Genomic DNA, 16493 nt, shown 5'->3' on the forward strand with positions numbered 1-16493 from the left:
TGCGTTTGGGCTCGTTTAAAAAAGCTGGATAGGGCAGATTATCAAATTAACTAATTGATTCGGGAGCTAGAGTTGAAAAATATGCCCGCGTTTAGAAACATATTTGGCGCCGCGCTGTTCCTTTTTATGGCTGCTGCGGCAGCGAATGAAGTTGATAAACGCCAAGTCATCCCACTTTCCGAGCATCAACGCGACCATGTGCTTACGGAAATGCGAGCGCTGCTATCGGGAACACGAAATATTCTGGACGCGCTTTCCAGGGACGAAATGGCTGCGGTGGCGCGCGAGGCTGACTCACTAGGCCTGGGCATGGCGGGAAAAGGCGAAAACCATCTCGATTCGATATTGCCTGGGGAATTCATGCGGCTCGGTATGTCGGTACACCAGGACTTCGATAACATTGCGCGCGATGCGCGATCTATCAAGGATCCCAAGCACACACTACGGCAGCTCAGTGAAGCCATGAAAAAATGCGATTCCTGTCATGCCGGCTATCAGATTCGCGTCAAGGAGCGCTCACCAGGGGTGGAAACCTCACCTGCGCATGGTCACCAGCACCACCATCAACACCAGCATTAGGATTGCGTTCTTGCACGCCCAAGGTAATTTATCTAGCGTGGCCTCCGCGGATAAAGCCACGTGGTGTGTAGTATAGTCCTGAGATATGGATCGGGTCAGCAATGCCGGGCCGGTAGGCAGGGATTTTCGTCCCCGCGCACGAATGGTGGGACGAGCAGTGGCGGTGGTGATTCGAGCAAAAAAAATCAGAGCTGGAACATGTCTATTGAAGATACATTCCTGCCCTGATTATGCAGTTGTTATTATTGTCTCGTTATTGTTATTATCCTTCCCTGCCACTTCAACTTCACTCTCTTGACTTAATATTTCCAGGCATCTCAGGAAAAACGGTGCTGGATACCTGAGTTGAGCGCGTCCGCCGCTCTGGATCCCATACGAAGGGAGATGCGGTGGAAATTCCTGCGCACCCCACACCCCGTACCAACGCGCCCCTCATAATCAACTTCTTCATTATTCTTATTTCCGTCACCCAGGACCGAAAATTGTTTAACTTCAAGACTTGGTAAGCAATCTTTATGCCTGTCTTAAAATGACTAACAAAATAGGAACTTGACTCACTATTTCAAGATCACGCTCCATCGTTGTAAAAATTTCCGTCACACGGGAGAACGGTGACGGTCTAAGAAACGTTAAGCATTCGGTTACACGACAGACTCGCGGTGTACCCTTAACGCGGCCGGGGAATGGTATGCTGGTATTGGTAGAAAGCATGTTCCGCTCCTTGTCATCGGCATTACATTCCATGCTTGACCTCGAAACCTCGAATGGGTTCTACTAGCGGAATTGCCCGACAGTAACGACTCTAACGACCCAGCCAACCCGTGTTTGATCAATTCATGCTAACTATCCGCTTGCGGTATCCGTTCAACCTGACAGTGGTCAAGAGGAAAGCCCCTATACGATGAGCATTGCGCAAGGATAGCCTACTCATGCAGGAGGACCAGGACATCAATCCGATAGTATTGCGCCGTGAAACGGGTGATGACGGCGCGCCCCGCCTGGTGCTTTCCGGACGTTGCACGTTGACCTCGCTTGGGGGGCGCATGCGGTCGCTATCGGCCGAACTTGCCGGATACGCGGCGGATCCAGTGCTGCAGTGGGATATAACTGAAATAGCGCAAATGGATGATGTCGGCGCGGTACTGCTGTGGCGCGCATGGGGCGAACGCCGGCCTGCGCATTTGCTGCTGCGGCCCGAGCAGGAAAGGCTGCTTGACCGCCTGCAGACACCGCCCGGGCCGCCACCTCCTGCACGCGATTGGCTATGGCCGGTCAAGGTTCTCGGTCGGGGTGCTTTTTTGCTATGGGAACATCTGCTCAGCTTGCTGATTTTGTCCGGCCAATTGTTGTTGGATGCGTTGTATCTGGTCGGACATCCGCAGCGTATTCCATGGCGCGAGATTTCCGCCAACTTGTATCGTACTGGAGCCCAGGCGTTGGGTATCACCGCGCTGGTCGGATTTCTGATCGGCATTGTGCTGAGTTATCTTTCATCCCGACAATTACAGACGTTAGGCGCCGATATCTTCATCATAAATATTCTCGGCGTATCTATCATTCGCGAACTCGGCCCGGTGCTAGCGGCAATACTTGTCGCCGGGCGCTCCGGTTCATCAATGACTGCCCAACTAGGCGTAATGAGGGTAACAGAGGAGCTAGATGCGCTGACGGTAATGGGCATACCGCACAGTCTTCGATTGGTGCTTCCAAAAGTCCTGGCATTGGGTATCGCAATGCCGCTAGTTGTGTTGTGGACCAGCGCTACTGCCTTGATCGGTGGAATGGTCGTGGCCGAGATCCAACTGGGACTGGGTCATCAGTTTTTTTTTAGAAAACTCGCGGACGTCGTACCTGTCGCCAATCTATGGCTCGGGCTGGGGAAGGGCGTCGTATGCGGTATGGTGATTGCGCTCATTTCCTGCCATTTCGGCCTGAGAATCAAGTCGAACACCGAGAGTTTGGGAGAAGGCACGACCAATTCGGTCGTTACCTCGATTACGGTCGTCATCATCATCGACGCTATTTTTGCAGTCGTTTTTTCCAACGTCGGATTAAAGTAAGGCGATATCTCCATGACCGGCGAAGAGTGCATTGTCGAGGTCAAGGGATTACATACCCGGTTCGGCAGTCATGTTGTACACGAAGACATCAACCTTTGTGTGCACCACGGGGAAGTACTGGGATTGGTAGGAGGGTCGGGTAGCGGCAAGACGGTGTTAATGCGGCAAATGCTCGGCCTCGACGCTCCGGCTGCGGGCGAGGTCCGTATTTGCGGCCTTCCCTTGCGGAGTCACAACCCTGGAGAGTTGCGACAAATTCGTACCCGTTGCGGGGTGTTGTTCCAGAAAGGGGCATTATTCAGCGCGTTAAATGTATACGACAATATCGCGTTGCCAATGCGGGAATTGCGCACATTGGATGAGGACATGATACGTCGTTTGGTTATGGTCAAACTAAAAATGGTGGAAATCGAACCGAAGCATGTTAACAAGATGCCCGCCGAACTTTCAGGCGGAATGATCAAACGTATTGCCCTCGCACGTGCGATGGCGTTGGACCCCGAACTCCTGTTTCTGGATGAGCCTACCGCCGGTCTTGACCCAGAGCTCAGCGACGCGTTCGTGCAGCTCATTCAGACGATACGCCGCGAAACCACACTGACCATTGTTATGGCAACGCATGACCTGGATACACTGGTGGCGCTTTCCGATCGTATAGCCGTACTGGCCGATCAGCATATTGTGGCGCTGGGTTCGCTGAGGGACGTGTTACATACCGACCATCCCTTTATCACAAACTTTTTCCATGGCGATCGCGGCAAGCGAGTATTGGAAAACAATCTCGATAATTTATAGGGGATAATTATGGAAAACCGTGCCCATGCCCTTGCGGCGGGTTTATTCGTAATTTTTCTTGGTGCAGCAGCAGCAGTCGCAGCCATGTGGTTTACTGGAGGAACAGCCGCGCGCGACATCTATCTTCTGGTGTCGGATTCTCCTGTTACCGGCCTTAATCCTCAAGCCATGGTGCGGTACCGTGGCGTGAGCGTCGGCAAAGTAGAGAACATCCGCCTTGATCCAAAAGATTCGCACACTATTCTCATCCGCATAGCCGTGGACCGTAACCTGCCTCTGACAAAAGATGCCTATGCGCAGCTTGGCTATCAGGGTTTGACTGGGCTTGCATTTGTGCAATTGAACGATGAAGGTGGAGAAGCCGAAAAATTGCAAACCGACTCGGACGATCCCGCCCGCATCCCCTTGCGCCCCTCTGCGCTTGACAGCATTACCAATTCCGGGCAGCGATTGCTCAGTAATGCAAATGTGTTGATGGAGCGCTTGAATCTGCTTCTTGAAGACCAGAACCGGGAACGATTCGCGCAAATATTGGAAAATACGGAAGGCGCCACCGGGCGCTTACGTGGCCTCATCGGGCAGCTGGAGCCCGGCCTCAAAGCCCTGCCCGGAGTCGCGGCGGACGCCAGCTCGCTGCTCAGGCATACCGATCAACTGATAATCGACCTGAACCAGATGACTACCAGGATAAACCAGGGTGGGGCAATCGATAGCCTGGCGCAGACCGCCGGCGAGCTTAGCGAAACGATGCAGAAACTACGCGACGTCACTGAGGGAATTGCGCGCAACTCCAGAAGTGTCGACCGCGTCCTGCTGCAACTGGAAGAGCAGCCCCGAAGTTTGCTGTTTGGAAGAACGCCACCGTTGCCCGGGCCAGGAGAAGATGGATTTGTGCCACCGGGGAAAAAATGAAATGAAAAAATTTTTGGTTGTCGCAGCCATTACGCTGATCGGATGTGCCGGACCACGAACCGTGGCGCCAGTAGCTGTATATGATTTCGGATCACAACGCTTCTCGGCTGACGTTAATAGTAGTGAGACAGCAGAGCGTCTACGGCTGCCAGCGAGCCTGCTGGTAGCGGAAGCCACAGCACCCGCCTGGCTTGAAAGTACCGCAATCCAGTACCGTCTGGCGTATGATGACCTCGCGCAGTCGCATGCATACGCCAGCCACCGCTGGGCCGCCTCGCCGGCAACCCTGCTGACCCAACGGATCAGAAACCGCATCGCCCGCGCCAGCCAGGGTGCAGTGGTAAGCACTGCTGATGGCGCTCGAACTGATCACATGCTGCGTCTGGAGCTGGGAGAATTCACCCAGGTATTCGACACTCCCGATCAAAGCCGGGTAGTAGTGAGATTTCGCGCCAGCCTTATCGATCGCGCCACGCGTTCCGTACTCGCGCAGCGCAGTTTCAGCATGGAGCAACCAGCGCCTTCTCCAAACGCAAAAGGAGCTGTACATGGCTTGACCAATTTGAGCGACAAGCTGATCGCGGACTTGATTGGCTGGCTAGCGCGGGAAATCGGGGAAAAAGGCGGAACTTGATAACGCCAAGCGGCAACCTACCAGTAATAATCGACCGCGAGAATATCGCCTAGCACTACCTGATCACAGCCGGAATTGCGAGCAGCAGAACGTTGCACCCGGGGCGGGGCGTCTTGCGTCTCTTACAATCCTGGCCGGCGGGCAACGGGGCCCGCGCTCGAAATATAAGGACTTGCTTGGTTGTACCACTACTTCGTGAACCCTAACACTTTCTGCAACAGCATGTTGTCTCGACCCACGGGATCGTTGCGTATGGCCCGTTCCTCCTCGGCCATTATAAGAAAGATGCCATCAAGTGTTTTTTGCGTAACGTAATTTTCGATGTTGGCATGTTTCCCCGGTACGATCCCAAATTTCGCGCCCTTGCCGGCAAATTCATTATATCTTTTGAGCAGATCGGCTTGATCGGTGGCATTTTTCACGATCGGTAAAAATTTTTTTGACAGCTCCTCTGCTGAGGTGACGCGAAAATATTGCGTCACAGACCCGTCGCCGCCTGTAAGGATACCTGTCGCGTCACTTATTGACATATTTTGCATGGCTTCCATCAGAACGGGTTTTGCTTCGGCCGTCGCAGTTTCGGCCGCCCGGTTCATCGCCAGGATCAAATTATCCGCGTGCTTGCTTCCGCCCAGACTGCGCATCAATCCCTCAGCTTTTTGCAGCGACCTCGGAAGCGCGATTTTTACCTTGGGATTATCGAGAAAGCCGTTCGTTACGCCGAGCCTGTCCACCGCCGCGTCAATACTTTGCGTGAGTGCTTGTGTTAAAGCTCCAGTCGCGTCCTCGGCCGGTAGAGCATCGGTTTCTGCCGCTAATGCAGCGCATGAAGCCCAAAACCAGATAGCCAAGACAGTAATGGTGCGCATGAAAGTACTTCCTCTTTTAGTGGTTACCAAATAGCATAAGGAACCTATGCGTTTCCGCTATCGCTACTTGTTTCAGCGGCTATCTGATACCCGCCTCATGCGCTTGCTGATCGGCATGGTAGCTGGAACGCACCATAGGACCACACGCTGCATTGCTAAAACCCATCTCGACAGCGGCGCGTTCGAAATTCCTGAACGCTTCGGGCGTTACGTAGCGCATGACCGGCAAGTGCCCCGTACTAGGCTGAAGATACTGCCCAATGGTCAGCATCTCGACATCGTTTTTGCGCAGATCGCGCATCACCTCCAGAATTTCACCATCGGTTTCGCCCAAACCCAGCATCAAGCCTGACTTGGTGGGAATATCGGGAAAACGCGCTTTGAAGGCTTTCAGTAATCTAAGCGAGTGAGCGTAATCGGCCCCCGGTCGGCATTGCTTGTAGAGCCGCGGAACAGTTTCCAGGTTATGGTTCAGCACATCCGGCGGGCCCGCGAATAATTTCTCCAGGGCGATTTCAAGCCTACCTCGAAAATCCGGCACGAGAATTTCTATTTTCGTACGCGGGGAATGGGCCCGCACCTCCCGAATGCAATCGACGAAGTGCTGAGCGCCGCCATCGCGGAGATCATCACGATCAACGCTGGTGATGACGACATACTTCAATTTCATGGCAGCTATGGACTGTGCAAGGTGCAGAGGCTCGTCAGCATCCGGGGCAAATGGCCTGCCGTGCGCCACGTCGCAAAACGGGCAGCGCCGGGTGCAGAGATCGCCCAAAATCATAAACGTTGCGGTACCTTTGCCGAAACACTCGCCGATGTTGGGGCAGGACGCCTCTTCGCACACGGTGTGGAGCTTCTGTTCTCGCAGGATCCGCTTGACTTCATAAAACTCCTGGCTGTTCGATGAGCGCACCCGGATCCATGAGGGTTTGCGCAGCACTTCGCCGGGAGATTGCGGCACAATTTTGACGGGGTTGCGTGCGGTTTTAGCCGCACCTTTCTCGCGGTTAGGGATGGTCATGAAAAAAGCGTCTTATTCTCGATCAGGTTGTAACGAAAAATTATACTTGGGCAGGATTTCCCTGCGGAATCTCACGTGTGGCATCTTGTGACGTAGGCTTGAGCTATCGGAACCAGTAAAAAGATCGAACTATGGATGGTCCCATCCACGGCTCTTCCCCGAAAAATTTCGTTAACCGATACTGCCCAGCCTGGTTCGCAACTGTTCGCCAAGCCGCAAACTGAGCACCTCAAGCCCATCGGTCACGCCAAGGTCACTTGCCTGGGTCACCTGCAGCCCGGAATATCCGCAGGGGTTAATTGCGGCAAACGGAAACAGATCCATGTTTACGTTAAGCGCTAGGCCATGATAGCAACAACCATTTTTTATTTTCAGCCCCAGCGCTGCGATTTTTGCGCCCTCCACGTACACACCCGGAGCGTCCGCCGACCCAGATGCGCGGATACCATAATCCTGGAGCAAGTCTACCACGGCGCCTTCCATTTTTCTGACCAGCTCGCGTACTCCAAGTTTGAGACGGCGCAGATCCAGCATCAGATAGGCGACGACTTGCCCCGGACCGTGATAAGTAATTTGACCGCCCCTATCTGTCCGGATCACGAGAATGCCATTATTGTGCAGCAGGTGTTCCGATCTGCCCGCGATGCCCTGCGTGTAAACCGGGGGATGCTGCAATAGCCAGATCTCATCCGCAGTAAGCGGGGTGCGGGAGGCGGTAAAGTCTTTCATCGCTTGCCACGTGGAAAGATAGTCCAGCGGCCCGGCATGTCTTATTCTTATGTCCGAGCCCCAGGCTCGCGGTTCAAGGCGTAAAGCATCCATTATCGGAAGAGGATCAGGAATTTCCCGTTCTCCTCAAAGCACCATTACTACCATCGGATGATCGCAAAGCTCCTGGTATAGGGCGTCCAGCTGCGCACGGGACACAGCGCGAATAGTACAGGTAAGGCTCAGATAGGTATTTTTCCTGCTGATCCTGGCCTCCAGGCTTGCCTCATCGAAGTCCGGGGCGTGGCGTTTGACGATTGTCAGTACGCCCTGGGTGAATTCCTGCCGGCGCTGCTCCAACACTGCTGCGCTCACCCCCCCAAGTACAGGGACTGCCGCAAAAGTCGTATCATCGGGATCGAGCGGTCCATCTGGCGGCGTAGCCGGCGGTTTCATCGCGACGGAATCCGGTGCGCGACCAACCCGTCCCATTATTTTGATGGGGAAGTCGCAGGGATATTCGATTAAGGAGGCCTCGTCGGAGGAATTCATAAGGTATTGATAGCGCCTCCACGCATTACCTTATCTTTATATTCCTGGTAGAGGCGGTATAGGCGCGAGAACATTATGCCTGGCCTCCCATCCCCTACCTGTCTGCCATCAAGACGGGTGATCGGCATGATTTCCTTGGTCGAAGAAGTAAGCAACAGTTCATCGGCAGTGCGCACTTCGTGCTCGGCGATTGCTCTGACTTCATGCGTGATCCCGTGTTCCTTTGCAAGTTCGAGCACGACGTCGTAAGTAATACCCGGCAGCATCAGATGGTTTTTCGGAGGAGCCAACAAGAGATCCTTTTTCACCACGAATATATTGCTGGCAGCGCCCTCTGTCATGAAACCGCTCCGCAACAGTACCGTCTCCATTGCGCCCACGTCAATCGCCATCTGGCGCAGCAATACGTTCGGCAAAAGAGAAATACCCTTGATGTCGCACCGCAGCCAACGGTTGTCTTCGGCAGTGATCGCGGTGGCGCCCGTCGTAAGCAGCTCGGCAGGCGGCGGCAGCAAGGGGTTGCTCATGATGAATACTGTCGGCGATACGCCTTTTGGGAATGCATGGTCACGCCTGGCCACCCCCCGCGTGACATGCAAGTAGAGATATTGGTCATCACTATGGTTGCGGGCAATAATTTGTTCCAGCAGCCCGCCCCATTCACTGTCCGTATGCGGATTTCGAAGACGAATCCCGTCAAGGCTGTGCTGCAAGCGGAGCAGATGTTCAGGCAAACGAAAAGGCCTGCGGGAATACACGGGTATGACTTCGTATACGCCATCGCCAAAAATGAAACCTCGGTCCAGTACCGGAATGCGCGCTTCCTCGATCGGCATGAAGGCACCGTTAAGATAAATCATGATGGACCTTGCAAATAAATTGGCAGTAGATGGCTTGCGTGTAATTCGTGCTAATTGAACATCAACCGCACGCTATCCCAGGCGCGGCCAAAAAAATTCCCGGCGCTCACGGTCTCAAGCGCCACCAGCGGATGTTGGGCCATGAGTTTGCCGCCGAGCGTAAATTTCACCACGCCCACTTTTTGGCCAGCGCTGATAGGCGCTAAAAGCGGCTGTTTATATTCCATTTTGGCTTCCAGCTTACCGGCCTGGTCTCTTGGGAGCGAAAAGTAAATATCTTGGCCGAATCCGGTCTTCAGCTTATCCTGTGCGCCTTTCCACAGCTGGATCGCAATCACCTCATGTTCCTTCGGGTACAGACGAACCGTGTCGTAAAACTGAAAACCATGGTTCAACAAGCGTTGGCTTTCCACTGTACGCGCGCTATCAGAAGCGGTACCGACCACGACCGAGATCAGGCGTCGCTCACCCCGTTTGGCTGAAGTAATCAGGCAATAACCTGCAGCTTCGGTGTGCCCCGTCTTGATCCCATCCACGTTGGGGTCGAGCCACAGCAGGCGATTCCGGTTTGGCTGGGTGATCTTGTTGTACGTATACTCCCGCAACGAATAAAGCGGATAGTATTCCGGAAAATCCCGGATAACGGCCGTCGCAAGCAAGGCGAGATCATGCGCGGTACTATAATGCTCGGGATGCGGTAAACCGGTTGAATTGGCGAAACGGGTGTTCCTCATTCCCAGACGGGCGGCTTCCTTGTTCATGATCTGGGCAAACGCACCTTCCGTACCCGCTATCGCCTCTGCCAGCGCGATAGATGCATCGTTACCCGACTGCACAATCATACCGCGTATCAATTCATCCACTGTGACTACTTTGCTCGGCTCGATGAACATGCGCGATCCCTGCGTCCGCCAAGCACGGTCTGACACTGGAACAGCCTGAGTCAGGGAGATGCGCTTCTGATAAAGCGAAGAGAACGCGATATAGGCAGTCATCAGCTTGGTAAGCGATGCGGGTTCCACCCGTTCGTGAACGTTCTGGCTGATTAGCGTCTGGCCGCTCTGGAAATCCCTAAGTACGTACGACTTGGCGGCAAGGGACAGCGCTTCCGGCGGCCTTGACAAGCGGGATTCCTGGGCGGCTGTGGGCAAGGCGAATAAACACAGCCACAATGCAATTAGCGGAAATGAGCGTTTCATGGGGAGCGGTAAAAGAAGCAATTATATCGCAGCCCAGCGGAACAAATTGAGGAACCTCCGGATAGTCTCCCGACATGTGTCCGCAGAGTCCCAACACTGGGTAGAAAAGAATACGTATCGAGAACGGAACGAGACCTCATGCTGCCCTTCGCCTTTTAGTCTCGAGCCGCGCATCGCCGCACATTCCATGGCCGTGCCCATATACGCAGGACGCCGCAAACCTCCGCCATTGCCTCGTATTCAACGGCAGGCAGCGTTGGTATCGTCGTACCCTTTTGACATTTTCCGGGCGAGCGCTGTTGCTACTTTCGACGACATAGGCTGAAGCCGTCATTCCACCCGAGGCGATATTGTGTATCGGCAGACATGCGGCGCGCGTCCTTGGCGCCGTAGGCAGATTTTTTTGCCGTCTCGCAACCATCAATATAGCCATCCTTGAAGGCGGGCGAATAACCGGTGAGGTTGTAGACCGGGCGCGCGCTTACAGGCGGCGGGCCCGCTGGACGCTGATTTGGCGCTGCTGACGGTCCTGTTGACGGTCCTGTTGACGCGCAGCCGCTCACCACCGCGATCAGCAAAATTGCTGGGATTGGACGTATCACGTTATCCTCTGGCGGATGCGGTATATTCTCAACTTGTTACCACTCACTTGTTACCGCTCTACTGTTACCGCTCTACTGTTACCGATATGACACGCGCGGCGTGAGAGAATTCCCGGGTTTTCAGCGCAGCCTTCCCACTTACAACCCCTCGGCGTTCCGTCGAAACAAAATGCCCTAATCGACCTGTACTTACCGCCTGCGGCCGCCGAATATACTGCCCAAAACGCCGCGGGAAATCTCCCGGCCCACGTGGGAACCAATAGAACGCGCCGCATTTCTTGCCATCGATTCAAGCATGCCAGGACGGTGTCCGCCACGCGGACCGGTTTTGCTTAGCAGCATATCGCCCAGTATGTCCATCATGTCACCCCCCCGGTCTGCCTGCTGGCTCCTGCCTGGCTCGGCCACGTCCTCGCCCCCCGCATGTGCTTCAGCAGTACGGCGTTTAATTATTTCATAAGCCGATTCACGGTCCAATATCTGTTCGTAATGTCCAAAAAGAACCGAAGACTTGATTATTGACTGTCTTTCCGCTTCAGTTGCAGGTCCAATCCTGGAAGCGGGCGGCAGGATAAAGGCGCGCTCAACCATGGCCGGCCGTCCATTCTCGTCCAGCAGGGATACCAGCGCTTCACCGACGGAAAGCTCCATGATCGCTTTTTCCGTATTGAAATCAGGGTTGGCACGCATGGTTTGGGCCGCGGCCCGGACCGCTTTCTGGTCGCGTGGCGTAAACGCGCGGAGCGCATGTTGCACGCGGTTACCGAGCTGACCCAGCACATTCTCCGGGATATCCAGCGGATTTTGGGTAACAAAATAAACACCAACGCCCTTGGAGCGTATCAACCTGACGACCTGTTCGATTTTCTCCAGCAGCGGCTTGGGCGCGTCGTTAAAAAGCAGATGGGCCTCATCAAAGAAGAATACCAGCTTTGGCTTTTCGGGATCGCCAATTTCAGGAAGATGCTCGAACAGTTCCGACAGTATCCATAGCAGGAATGTCGAATACAGCTTGGGCGAGTTCATCAACTTGTCCGCCGCCAGGATATTAATCATGCCGTGGCCGCTGCTGTCACTCTGCATGAGATCCTCGATGTCGAGCATGGGCTCGCCAAAAAAATGCAGGCCACCCTGCTGTTCGGTCTCAAGCAAGGCGCGCTGGATTGCACCAATAGAGGCAGCGGAAACGTTGCCATATTGGACAGTGAAATTCTTGGCATTGTCGCCCACGAACTGCAGCATGGCACGCAGGTCCTTGGCATCAAGCAGTAACAGACCATTGTCGTCCGCAATCTTGAATACAATCGATAACACGCCCTGCTGGATATCGTTGAGATTGAACAGTCGCCCGAGCAACAGCGGTCCCATGTCGGATACGGTTGCGCGGACCGGATGACCGGCGTTTCCGAGAATGTCCCAGAACGTAACCGGAGAGGCCGACCAGCGCGGTTCCTCAAGCCCAAACTGCGCGAGCCGCCCTGTCAATTTGGGTGCCGCCGTGCCAGCTATGGAAAGCCCGGACAAATCCCCCTTGATGTCGGCCATGAATACGGGCACCCCGACGGAGGAGAATCGCTCGGCCAGAACCTGTAGCGTGACCGTCTTGCCGGTACCGGTAGCACCGGTGATCAGACCATGACGGTTGCCAAAATTTGGTAACAGCCCTATTGCGTGGCTGGAGCGGGCAATCATTAAAGGATGCGGCATAAAATCGGGGGCGAGAATTAAAAATAATGATAAGTTTATCAGCCGCTAGACAAAACCAACCAGTTTCATCCCGTCCAGCCAGCGATCTCCAACAGCAGAAGCAGCACGAGCCATAACACCAGCGCGCGCCAGAAAAGTCCGATTGCGCTTTGCAAAAAATCTACGTCCGCCTCATCGCCAACACCTAATTCAGGACGATAGTGCCTGCCGCCGGTCTCCAGCAACGGGTCTCCCAGGCAAATCCCCAGTGCCCCGGCCCCGCTGGCAAGAATGATCCCCTGGTTTCGGTCCATCCACGACGCCGCCTGCGCACGCCAGCAATATACGGCATCTTCGAAATTGCCTGCTATGGCAAAGCTGAGGGCCGTCGCCCGGGCCGGAAGCCAATCTATGACCTCGAAGGCTTTTAGCGCAAACTGGCCAAATGCATCGGGGCGGCTACCCCAGCGTTCGTTCAATAACTCGGAAAGCCGGTAAAGAACCGGGCCCAAGGGGCCCGGCAATAGGGCAAAGCAGATAATAATCGCAAAAACGTAACGGTGAGAATTGATTAGACCCAGTTCTATGGCAATCCGCGCAATTTCCTGACTGCTCAGATCTTCCGCAGGAACCCCATAAAACTCCCATAGTAATTGACGGGCAAGAGGCAGATCGTCACTCTTGAGCGCGGCCTCGATCTCGTTGAATGAATAGGTGAGCTGACGGGAACTCATGGTGAGATAAAGAATGACCACATTCCACACCCATGCCAGCAGTGGATGGAAACTGTAGAGTAAATAGTAGATCCAAAGCGTGAATACGATTATCGGCACCACAGCAACAATCCAGGCGGCAATGTCATGGCGCCGTACACCGGTGTTGAAATAGCGCTCCAGGGAATCAGCGTAGGAGAGAAACGCCAGAACCAGCCGATTCTGACCGCTAATGGGGCGCCAGTGCTCCAGCAGGAGGGCAAACAGCAACGAAAAGAAGATCATTCCGGAAAGACCCCGAAGTCTGAATTAACCCGCTTCAATAGTCGCGGCTAGTTAGCGCAATACCGATTTAAGCAGTTTGCCCATCTCGGCCGGGTTACGGGTTACCTTGATTCCACACTCCTCCATCACTGCCAGCTTCTCCTGCGCCGTGCCCTTGCCGCCCGAAATGACCGCTCCCGCGTGCCCCATGCGCCTACCCGGCGGAGCCGTAAGACCGGCGATGAACCCAACCACCGGCTTTCGCATATGATCCTTCACCCAATGCGCACAGTCTTCCTCGTCGGAACCACCGATTTCACCCACCATCAGTACTGCCTCGGTGTAAGCGTCGTCGTTGAACAACTTCATCACGTCGAGGTGCTTCAGTCCATTCACGGGGTCGCCGCCAATGCCGATACAGGTTGATTGCCCCAATCCCTGCTCCATCAATTGCGCCACCGCTTCGTATGTCAGGGTGCCCGAGCGGGATACGACGCCCACGCTACCCTTCTTGTGGATGTAGCCCGGCATAATGCCAATCTTGATTTCGTCGGGCGTGATGATGCCGGGACAATTGGGGCCTATTAGCCGCGTTTTCCGACCTTCCATCTTGGCACACGTACGCACCATATCACGAACCGGGATCCCCTCGGTAATGCAGATGACCAAATCCAGTTCCGCTTCAACCGCCTCGTCGATTGCAGCCGCCGCAAACGGCGGCGGTACGTAAATCACCGAAACGGTTGCGCCGGTGACCTCTTTCGCCTCCCTGACAGTAGCAAAAATGGGCACGCCCTCAAAGTCCTCACCACCTTTCTTGGGGTTCACCCCGGCAACAAAGCAATTTTTTCCAAAGGCGTAATCACGGCACATGCGTGTGTGAAATTGTCCGGTCTTGCCCGTAATACCCTGCGTCATGACGCGGCTATTCCTGTCGATAAGAATCGCCATGCTATGCTCCTGCGGCCGTCGACGCCGACGCAACCGCCTTCTGCGCGGCCTCGGCCATATTTTCGGCTTGAATGATTGGCAATCCCGATTCCGTCAGGATTTTATTACCGAGCTCCACATTGGTACCCTCGAGGCGCACCACCAGCGGGACACTCAACCGCACCTCCCTGGCTGCAGCGACGACGCCATTGGCAATAACGTCGCACTTCATGATGCCCCCAAATATGTTGACCAGGATCGCTTTTAATTCCGGATTGCGCAGCATCAGCTTGAATGCCTCTGCCACCTTCTCGGCAGTTGCACCCCCGCCCACATCTAGAAAATTGGCGGGATTTCCACCGTAGAGCTTGATGATGTCCATCGTCGCCATGGCAAGTCCCGCGCCATTCACGAGACAACCGATATTTCCGTCCAGCGATACGTACGACAGGTCATACTTGGATGCCTCGATCTCCGCAGGGTCTTCTTCGTCCAGATCGCGCAAGGCAGCAATGTCGGGATGACGGAACAAGGCGTTGTCGTCAAAATTCATTTTCGCGTCGAGCGCGAAAACATGATCTTCAGCGGCAAGGATGAGGGGATTGATTTCGACCAGCGCCGCGTCGGTGCTGTCGTACGCCCGGTATAAACCTTGCAATAACGCCCCCGCCTCCACCACAGCCGATCCGCTCACCCCGATCCGGCGTGCCATGTCTTCAGCATCCTCGACGGTCAAACCTGCCACGGGGTCGATCAGCAGTCTGTGGATCCTCTCCGGTGACTTGGCGGCGACGTCTTCGATATTCATGCCGCCTTCCCCGCTCGCGATCAAACAGACGCGACGGCTGCCGCGGTCGACAACCAGGCCGGCGTAAAACTCGGTTTTGATATCGACACCCTGCTCAATCAGCAGCCGTCGCACGACTTGGCCTTTGGGACCAGTCTGAGGCGTAACCAGCGTCATACCCAGTATGTTGGCCGCGAATTGTTTCACTTCGTCGAGCGACCGCGCCACTTTCACGCCGCCGCCCTTGCCGCGGCCTCCGGCGTGGATTTGGGCTTTCACCACCCACGCGCTGCCGCCCAGGCTTTTGGCGGCCTCAACCGCTTCGCTAACGCTGAAACAAGGCTTTCCTGTAGGTGTGGGAACGCCAAACTTGCGCAGAATTTCTTTCGCCTGATACTCGTGAATTTTCATGATGGCCCCGGCCGGAGAAAGCAGAGTATAGCGTAATAATTTTTACTGGCGGCAGGTGAAAAAAGCACCCTTCCATGCGCTTATTCATGAATTCATCACCTGCTGTGCCGTGGCGGCCGCTGGAAGCTAACTAGTGATTGCTCATCTCTACCTGACAGAGAACGACTGTGACATTATCACTTCCGCCGGCAGCCAAGGCCGTCTCGATCAAACCGTCGGCCTTCTGTTGCAAGGGCGCGGCTGAACTGAGGATACGCTGAATCAGGGAATCCTCCACCGTGTCCGTTAACCCATCTGAGCAAAGCAGGAAAATATCATCGTCGAAGGCCTCACCTTCGAGAATATCCGGAAACACTGATGCGTCGGTCCCGACAGCTCTCAGGATGATGTTTTTCCGGGGATGAGTCCTAGCCTCCGCGGGTGTCAACACGCCCTGATCCACCTGCAACTGCACCAGGGAGTGATCCCGGGTCAGCTGCGATAAGCACTGGCGCCTCAGCAGATAGACCCTGCTATCCCCCACATGGCCGATAATGTAGCGCCTGTCGGCAAAAGCCAGGAGATCCGCGGTACAGCCCATGCCCCAGTCATCCGGATTGTTCGCAGCGTGCTCAAGTATGCGCCTATTCGAATCGATGAATACTTCTTCCACTTGTCCACACTTCTCCGCCGCCGACACCGGAGCGCCATTTGCCAAAATGGCTTGAACTGTTTCTGTAAAACATCGGCTCGCGATTTCACCAGCCGCTGCTCCACCCATGCCATCGGACAGCGCAAAAACTCCCACGTCAGGCATGGCAAGGTAGGCGTCTTCATTATTGGTGCGCACTAGCCCCACGTGGGTTGCGGCGGTTGAGTTTAACCTGCTCATGGCCTCGTCTTCCTCTACCGCTGTACCTTAACGATGC

Annotated in this window: 16 protein-coding genes; 5 read left to right on the forward strand and 11 right to left on the reverse strand. The window is 54.8% G+C overall.

Going from position 1 to position 16493, the window contains the following annotated elements:
- Positions 1-81 precede the first annotated feature (81 nt).
- The 5 genes from BM022_RS02655 to BM022_RS02675 all read left to right on the forward strand — a co-directional run bounded on the left by BM022_RS02655 (position 82) and on the right by BM022_RS02675 (position 4980).
- Complete coding sequence (locus BM022_RS02655; protein ID WP_256208881.1) at positions 82-579, forward strand: hypothetical protein; 498 nt, start codon at positions 82-84, stop codon at positions 577-579.
- A gap of 929 nt (positions 580-1508) precedes the next feature.
- Positions 1509-2639, forward strand: a complete 1131-nt coding sequence (locus BM022_RS02660; protein ID WP_091136652.1) for an MlaE family ABC transporter permease — start codon at positions 1509-1511, stop codon at positions 2637-2639.
- Between the two features lie 12 nt (positions 2640-2651).
- A complete protein-coding gene (locus BM022_RS02665; protein WP_091136654.1) occupies positions 2652-3434 on the forward strand; it encodes an ABC transporter ATP-binding protein in 783 nt (260 codons plus the stop codon).
- Between the two features lie 9 nt (positions 3435-3443).
- Complete coding sequence (locus BM022_RS02670; RefSeq protein WP_091136656.1) at positions 3444-4346, forward strand: MlaD family protein; 903 nt, start codon at positions 3444-3446, stop codon at positions 4344-4346.
- Between the two features lies 1 nt (position 4347).
- Positions 4348-4980: an ABC-type transport auxiliary lipoprotein family protein gene (locus tag BM022_RS02675; RefSeq protein WP_091136658.1), complete on the forward strand. Its 633-nt coding sequence runs from the start codon at positions 4348-4350 to the stop codon at positions 4978-4980.
- 188 nt (positions 4981-5168) lie between these two features.
- On the opposite strand, the gene BM022_RS02680 is transcribed toward BM022_RS02675, so the two are convergent.
- The 11 genes from BM022_RS02680 to BM022_RS02735 all read right to left on the reverse strand — a co-directional run bounded on the left by BM022_RS02680 (position 5169) and on the right by BM022_RS02735 (position 16456).
- Positions 5169-5849: a DUF4197 domain-containing protein gene (locus tag BM022_RS02680; protein ID WP_091136661.1), complete on the reverse strand. Its 681-nt coding sequence runs from the start codon at positions 5847-5849 to the stop codon at positions 5169-5171.
- Positions 5850-5928: 79 nt separating this feature from the next.
- Entirely contained in the window at positions 5929-6873 is a 945-nt protein-coding gene (gene lipA, locus BM022_RS02685) for a lipoyl synthase (protein WP_091136664.1), read from the reverse strand.
- A gap of 171 nt (positions 6874-7044) precedes the next feature.
- The gene (gene lipB, locus BM022_RS02690; protein ID WP_091136666.1) at positions 7045-7695 is read right to left on the reverse strand and encodes a lipoyl(octanoyl) transferase LipB; all 651 of its coding nucleotides are present in this window, start codon (positions 7693-7695) and stop codon (positions 7045-7047) included.
- A 33-nt stretch (positions 7696-7728) separates the two neighbouring features.
- Positions 7729-7956, reverse strand: a complete 228-nt coding sequence (locus tag BM022_RS16330) for a YbeD family protein (RefSeq protein WP_371264289.1) — start codon at positions 7954-7956, stop codon at positions 7729-7731.
- A gap of 173 nt (positions 7957-8129) precedes the next feature.
- Positions 8130-8993 carry a D-amino acid aminotransferase gene (locus tag BM022_RS02700; protein WP_091136670.1) on the reverse strand — a complete coding sequence of 288 codons (864 nt, stop codon included), beginning with the start codon at positions 8991-8993 and terminating at the stop codon, positions 8130-8132.
- 50 nt (positions 8994-9043) lie between these two features.
- Complete coding sequence (locus BM022_RS02705; protein ID WP_091136673.1) at positions 9044-10192, reverse strand: D-alanyl-D-alanine carboxypeptidase family protein; 1149 nt, start codon at positions 10190-10192, stop codon at positions 9044-9046.
- A 791-nt stretch (positions 10193-10983) separates the two neighbouring features.
- A complete protein-coding gene (locus tag BM022_RS02715) occupies positions 10984-12501 on the reverse strand; it encodes a helicase HerA-like C-terminal domain-containing protein (RefSeq protein ID WP_091136677.1) in 1518 nt (505 codons plus the stop codon).
- Between the two features lie 65 nt (positions 12502-12566).
- Positions 12567-13478, reverse strand: coding sequence for a CobD/CbiB family protein (locus BM022_RS02720; RefSeq protein WP_091136678.1), 912 nt, complete (start codon positions 13476-13478; stop codon positions 12567-12569).
- Positions 13479-13529: 51 nt separating this feature from the next.
- The gene (gene sucD / locus BM022_RS02725; RefSeq protein ID WP_091136680.1) at positions 13530-14408 is read right to left on the reverse strand and encodes a succinate--CoA ligase subunit alpha; all 879 of its coding nucleotides are present in this window, start codon (positions 14406-14408) and stop codon (positions 13530-13532) included.
- Position 14409: 1 nt separating this feature from the next.
- On the reverse strand, positions 14410-15585 hold the full coding sequence (sucC, locus tag BM022_RS02730; protein WP_091136682.1) for an ADP-forming succinate--CoA ligase subunit beta: 1176 nt from the start codon (positions 15583-15585) through the stop codon (positions 14410-14412).
- 130 nt (positions 15586-15715) lie between these two features.
- On the reverse strand, positions 15716-16456 hold the full coding sequence (locus BM022_RS02735; RefSeq protein WP_091136683.1) for a Stp1/IreP family PP2C-type Ser/Thr phosphatase: 741 nt from the start codon (positions 16454-16456) through the stop codon (positions 15716-15718).
- Positions 16457-16493 lie beyond the last annotated feature (37 nt).

Source organism: Nitrosospira sp. Nsp14, from assembly GCF_900113575.1.
GTDB lineage: Bacteria > Pseudomonadota > Gammaproteobacteria > Burkholderiales > Nitrosomonadaceae > Nitrosospira.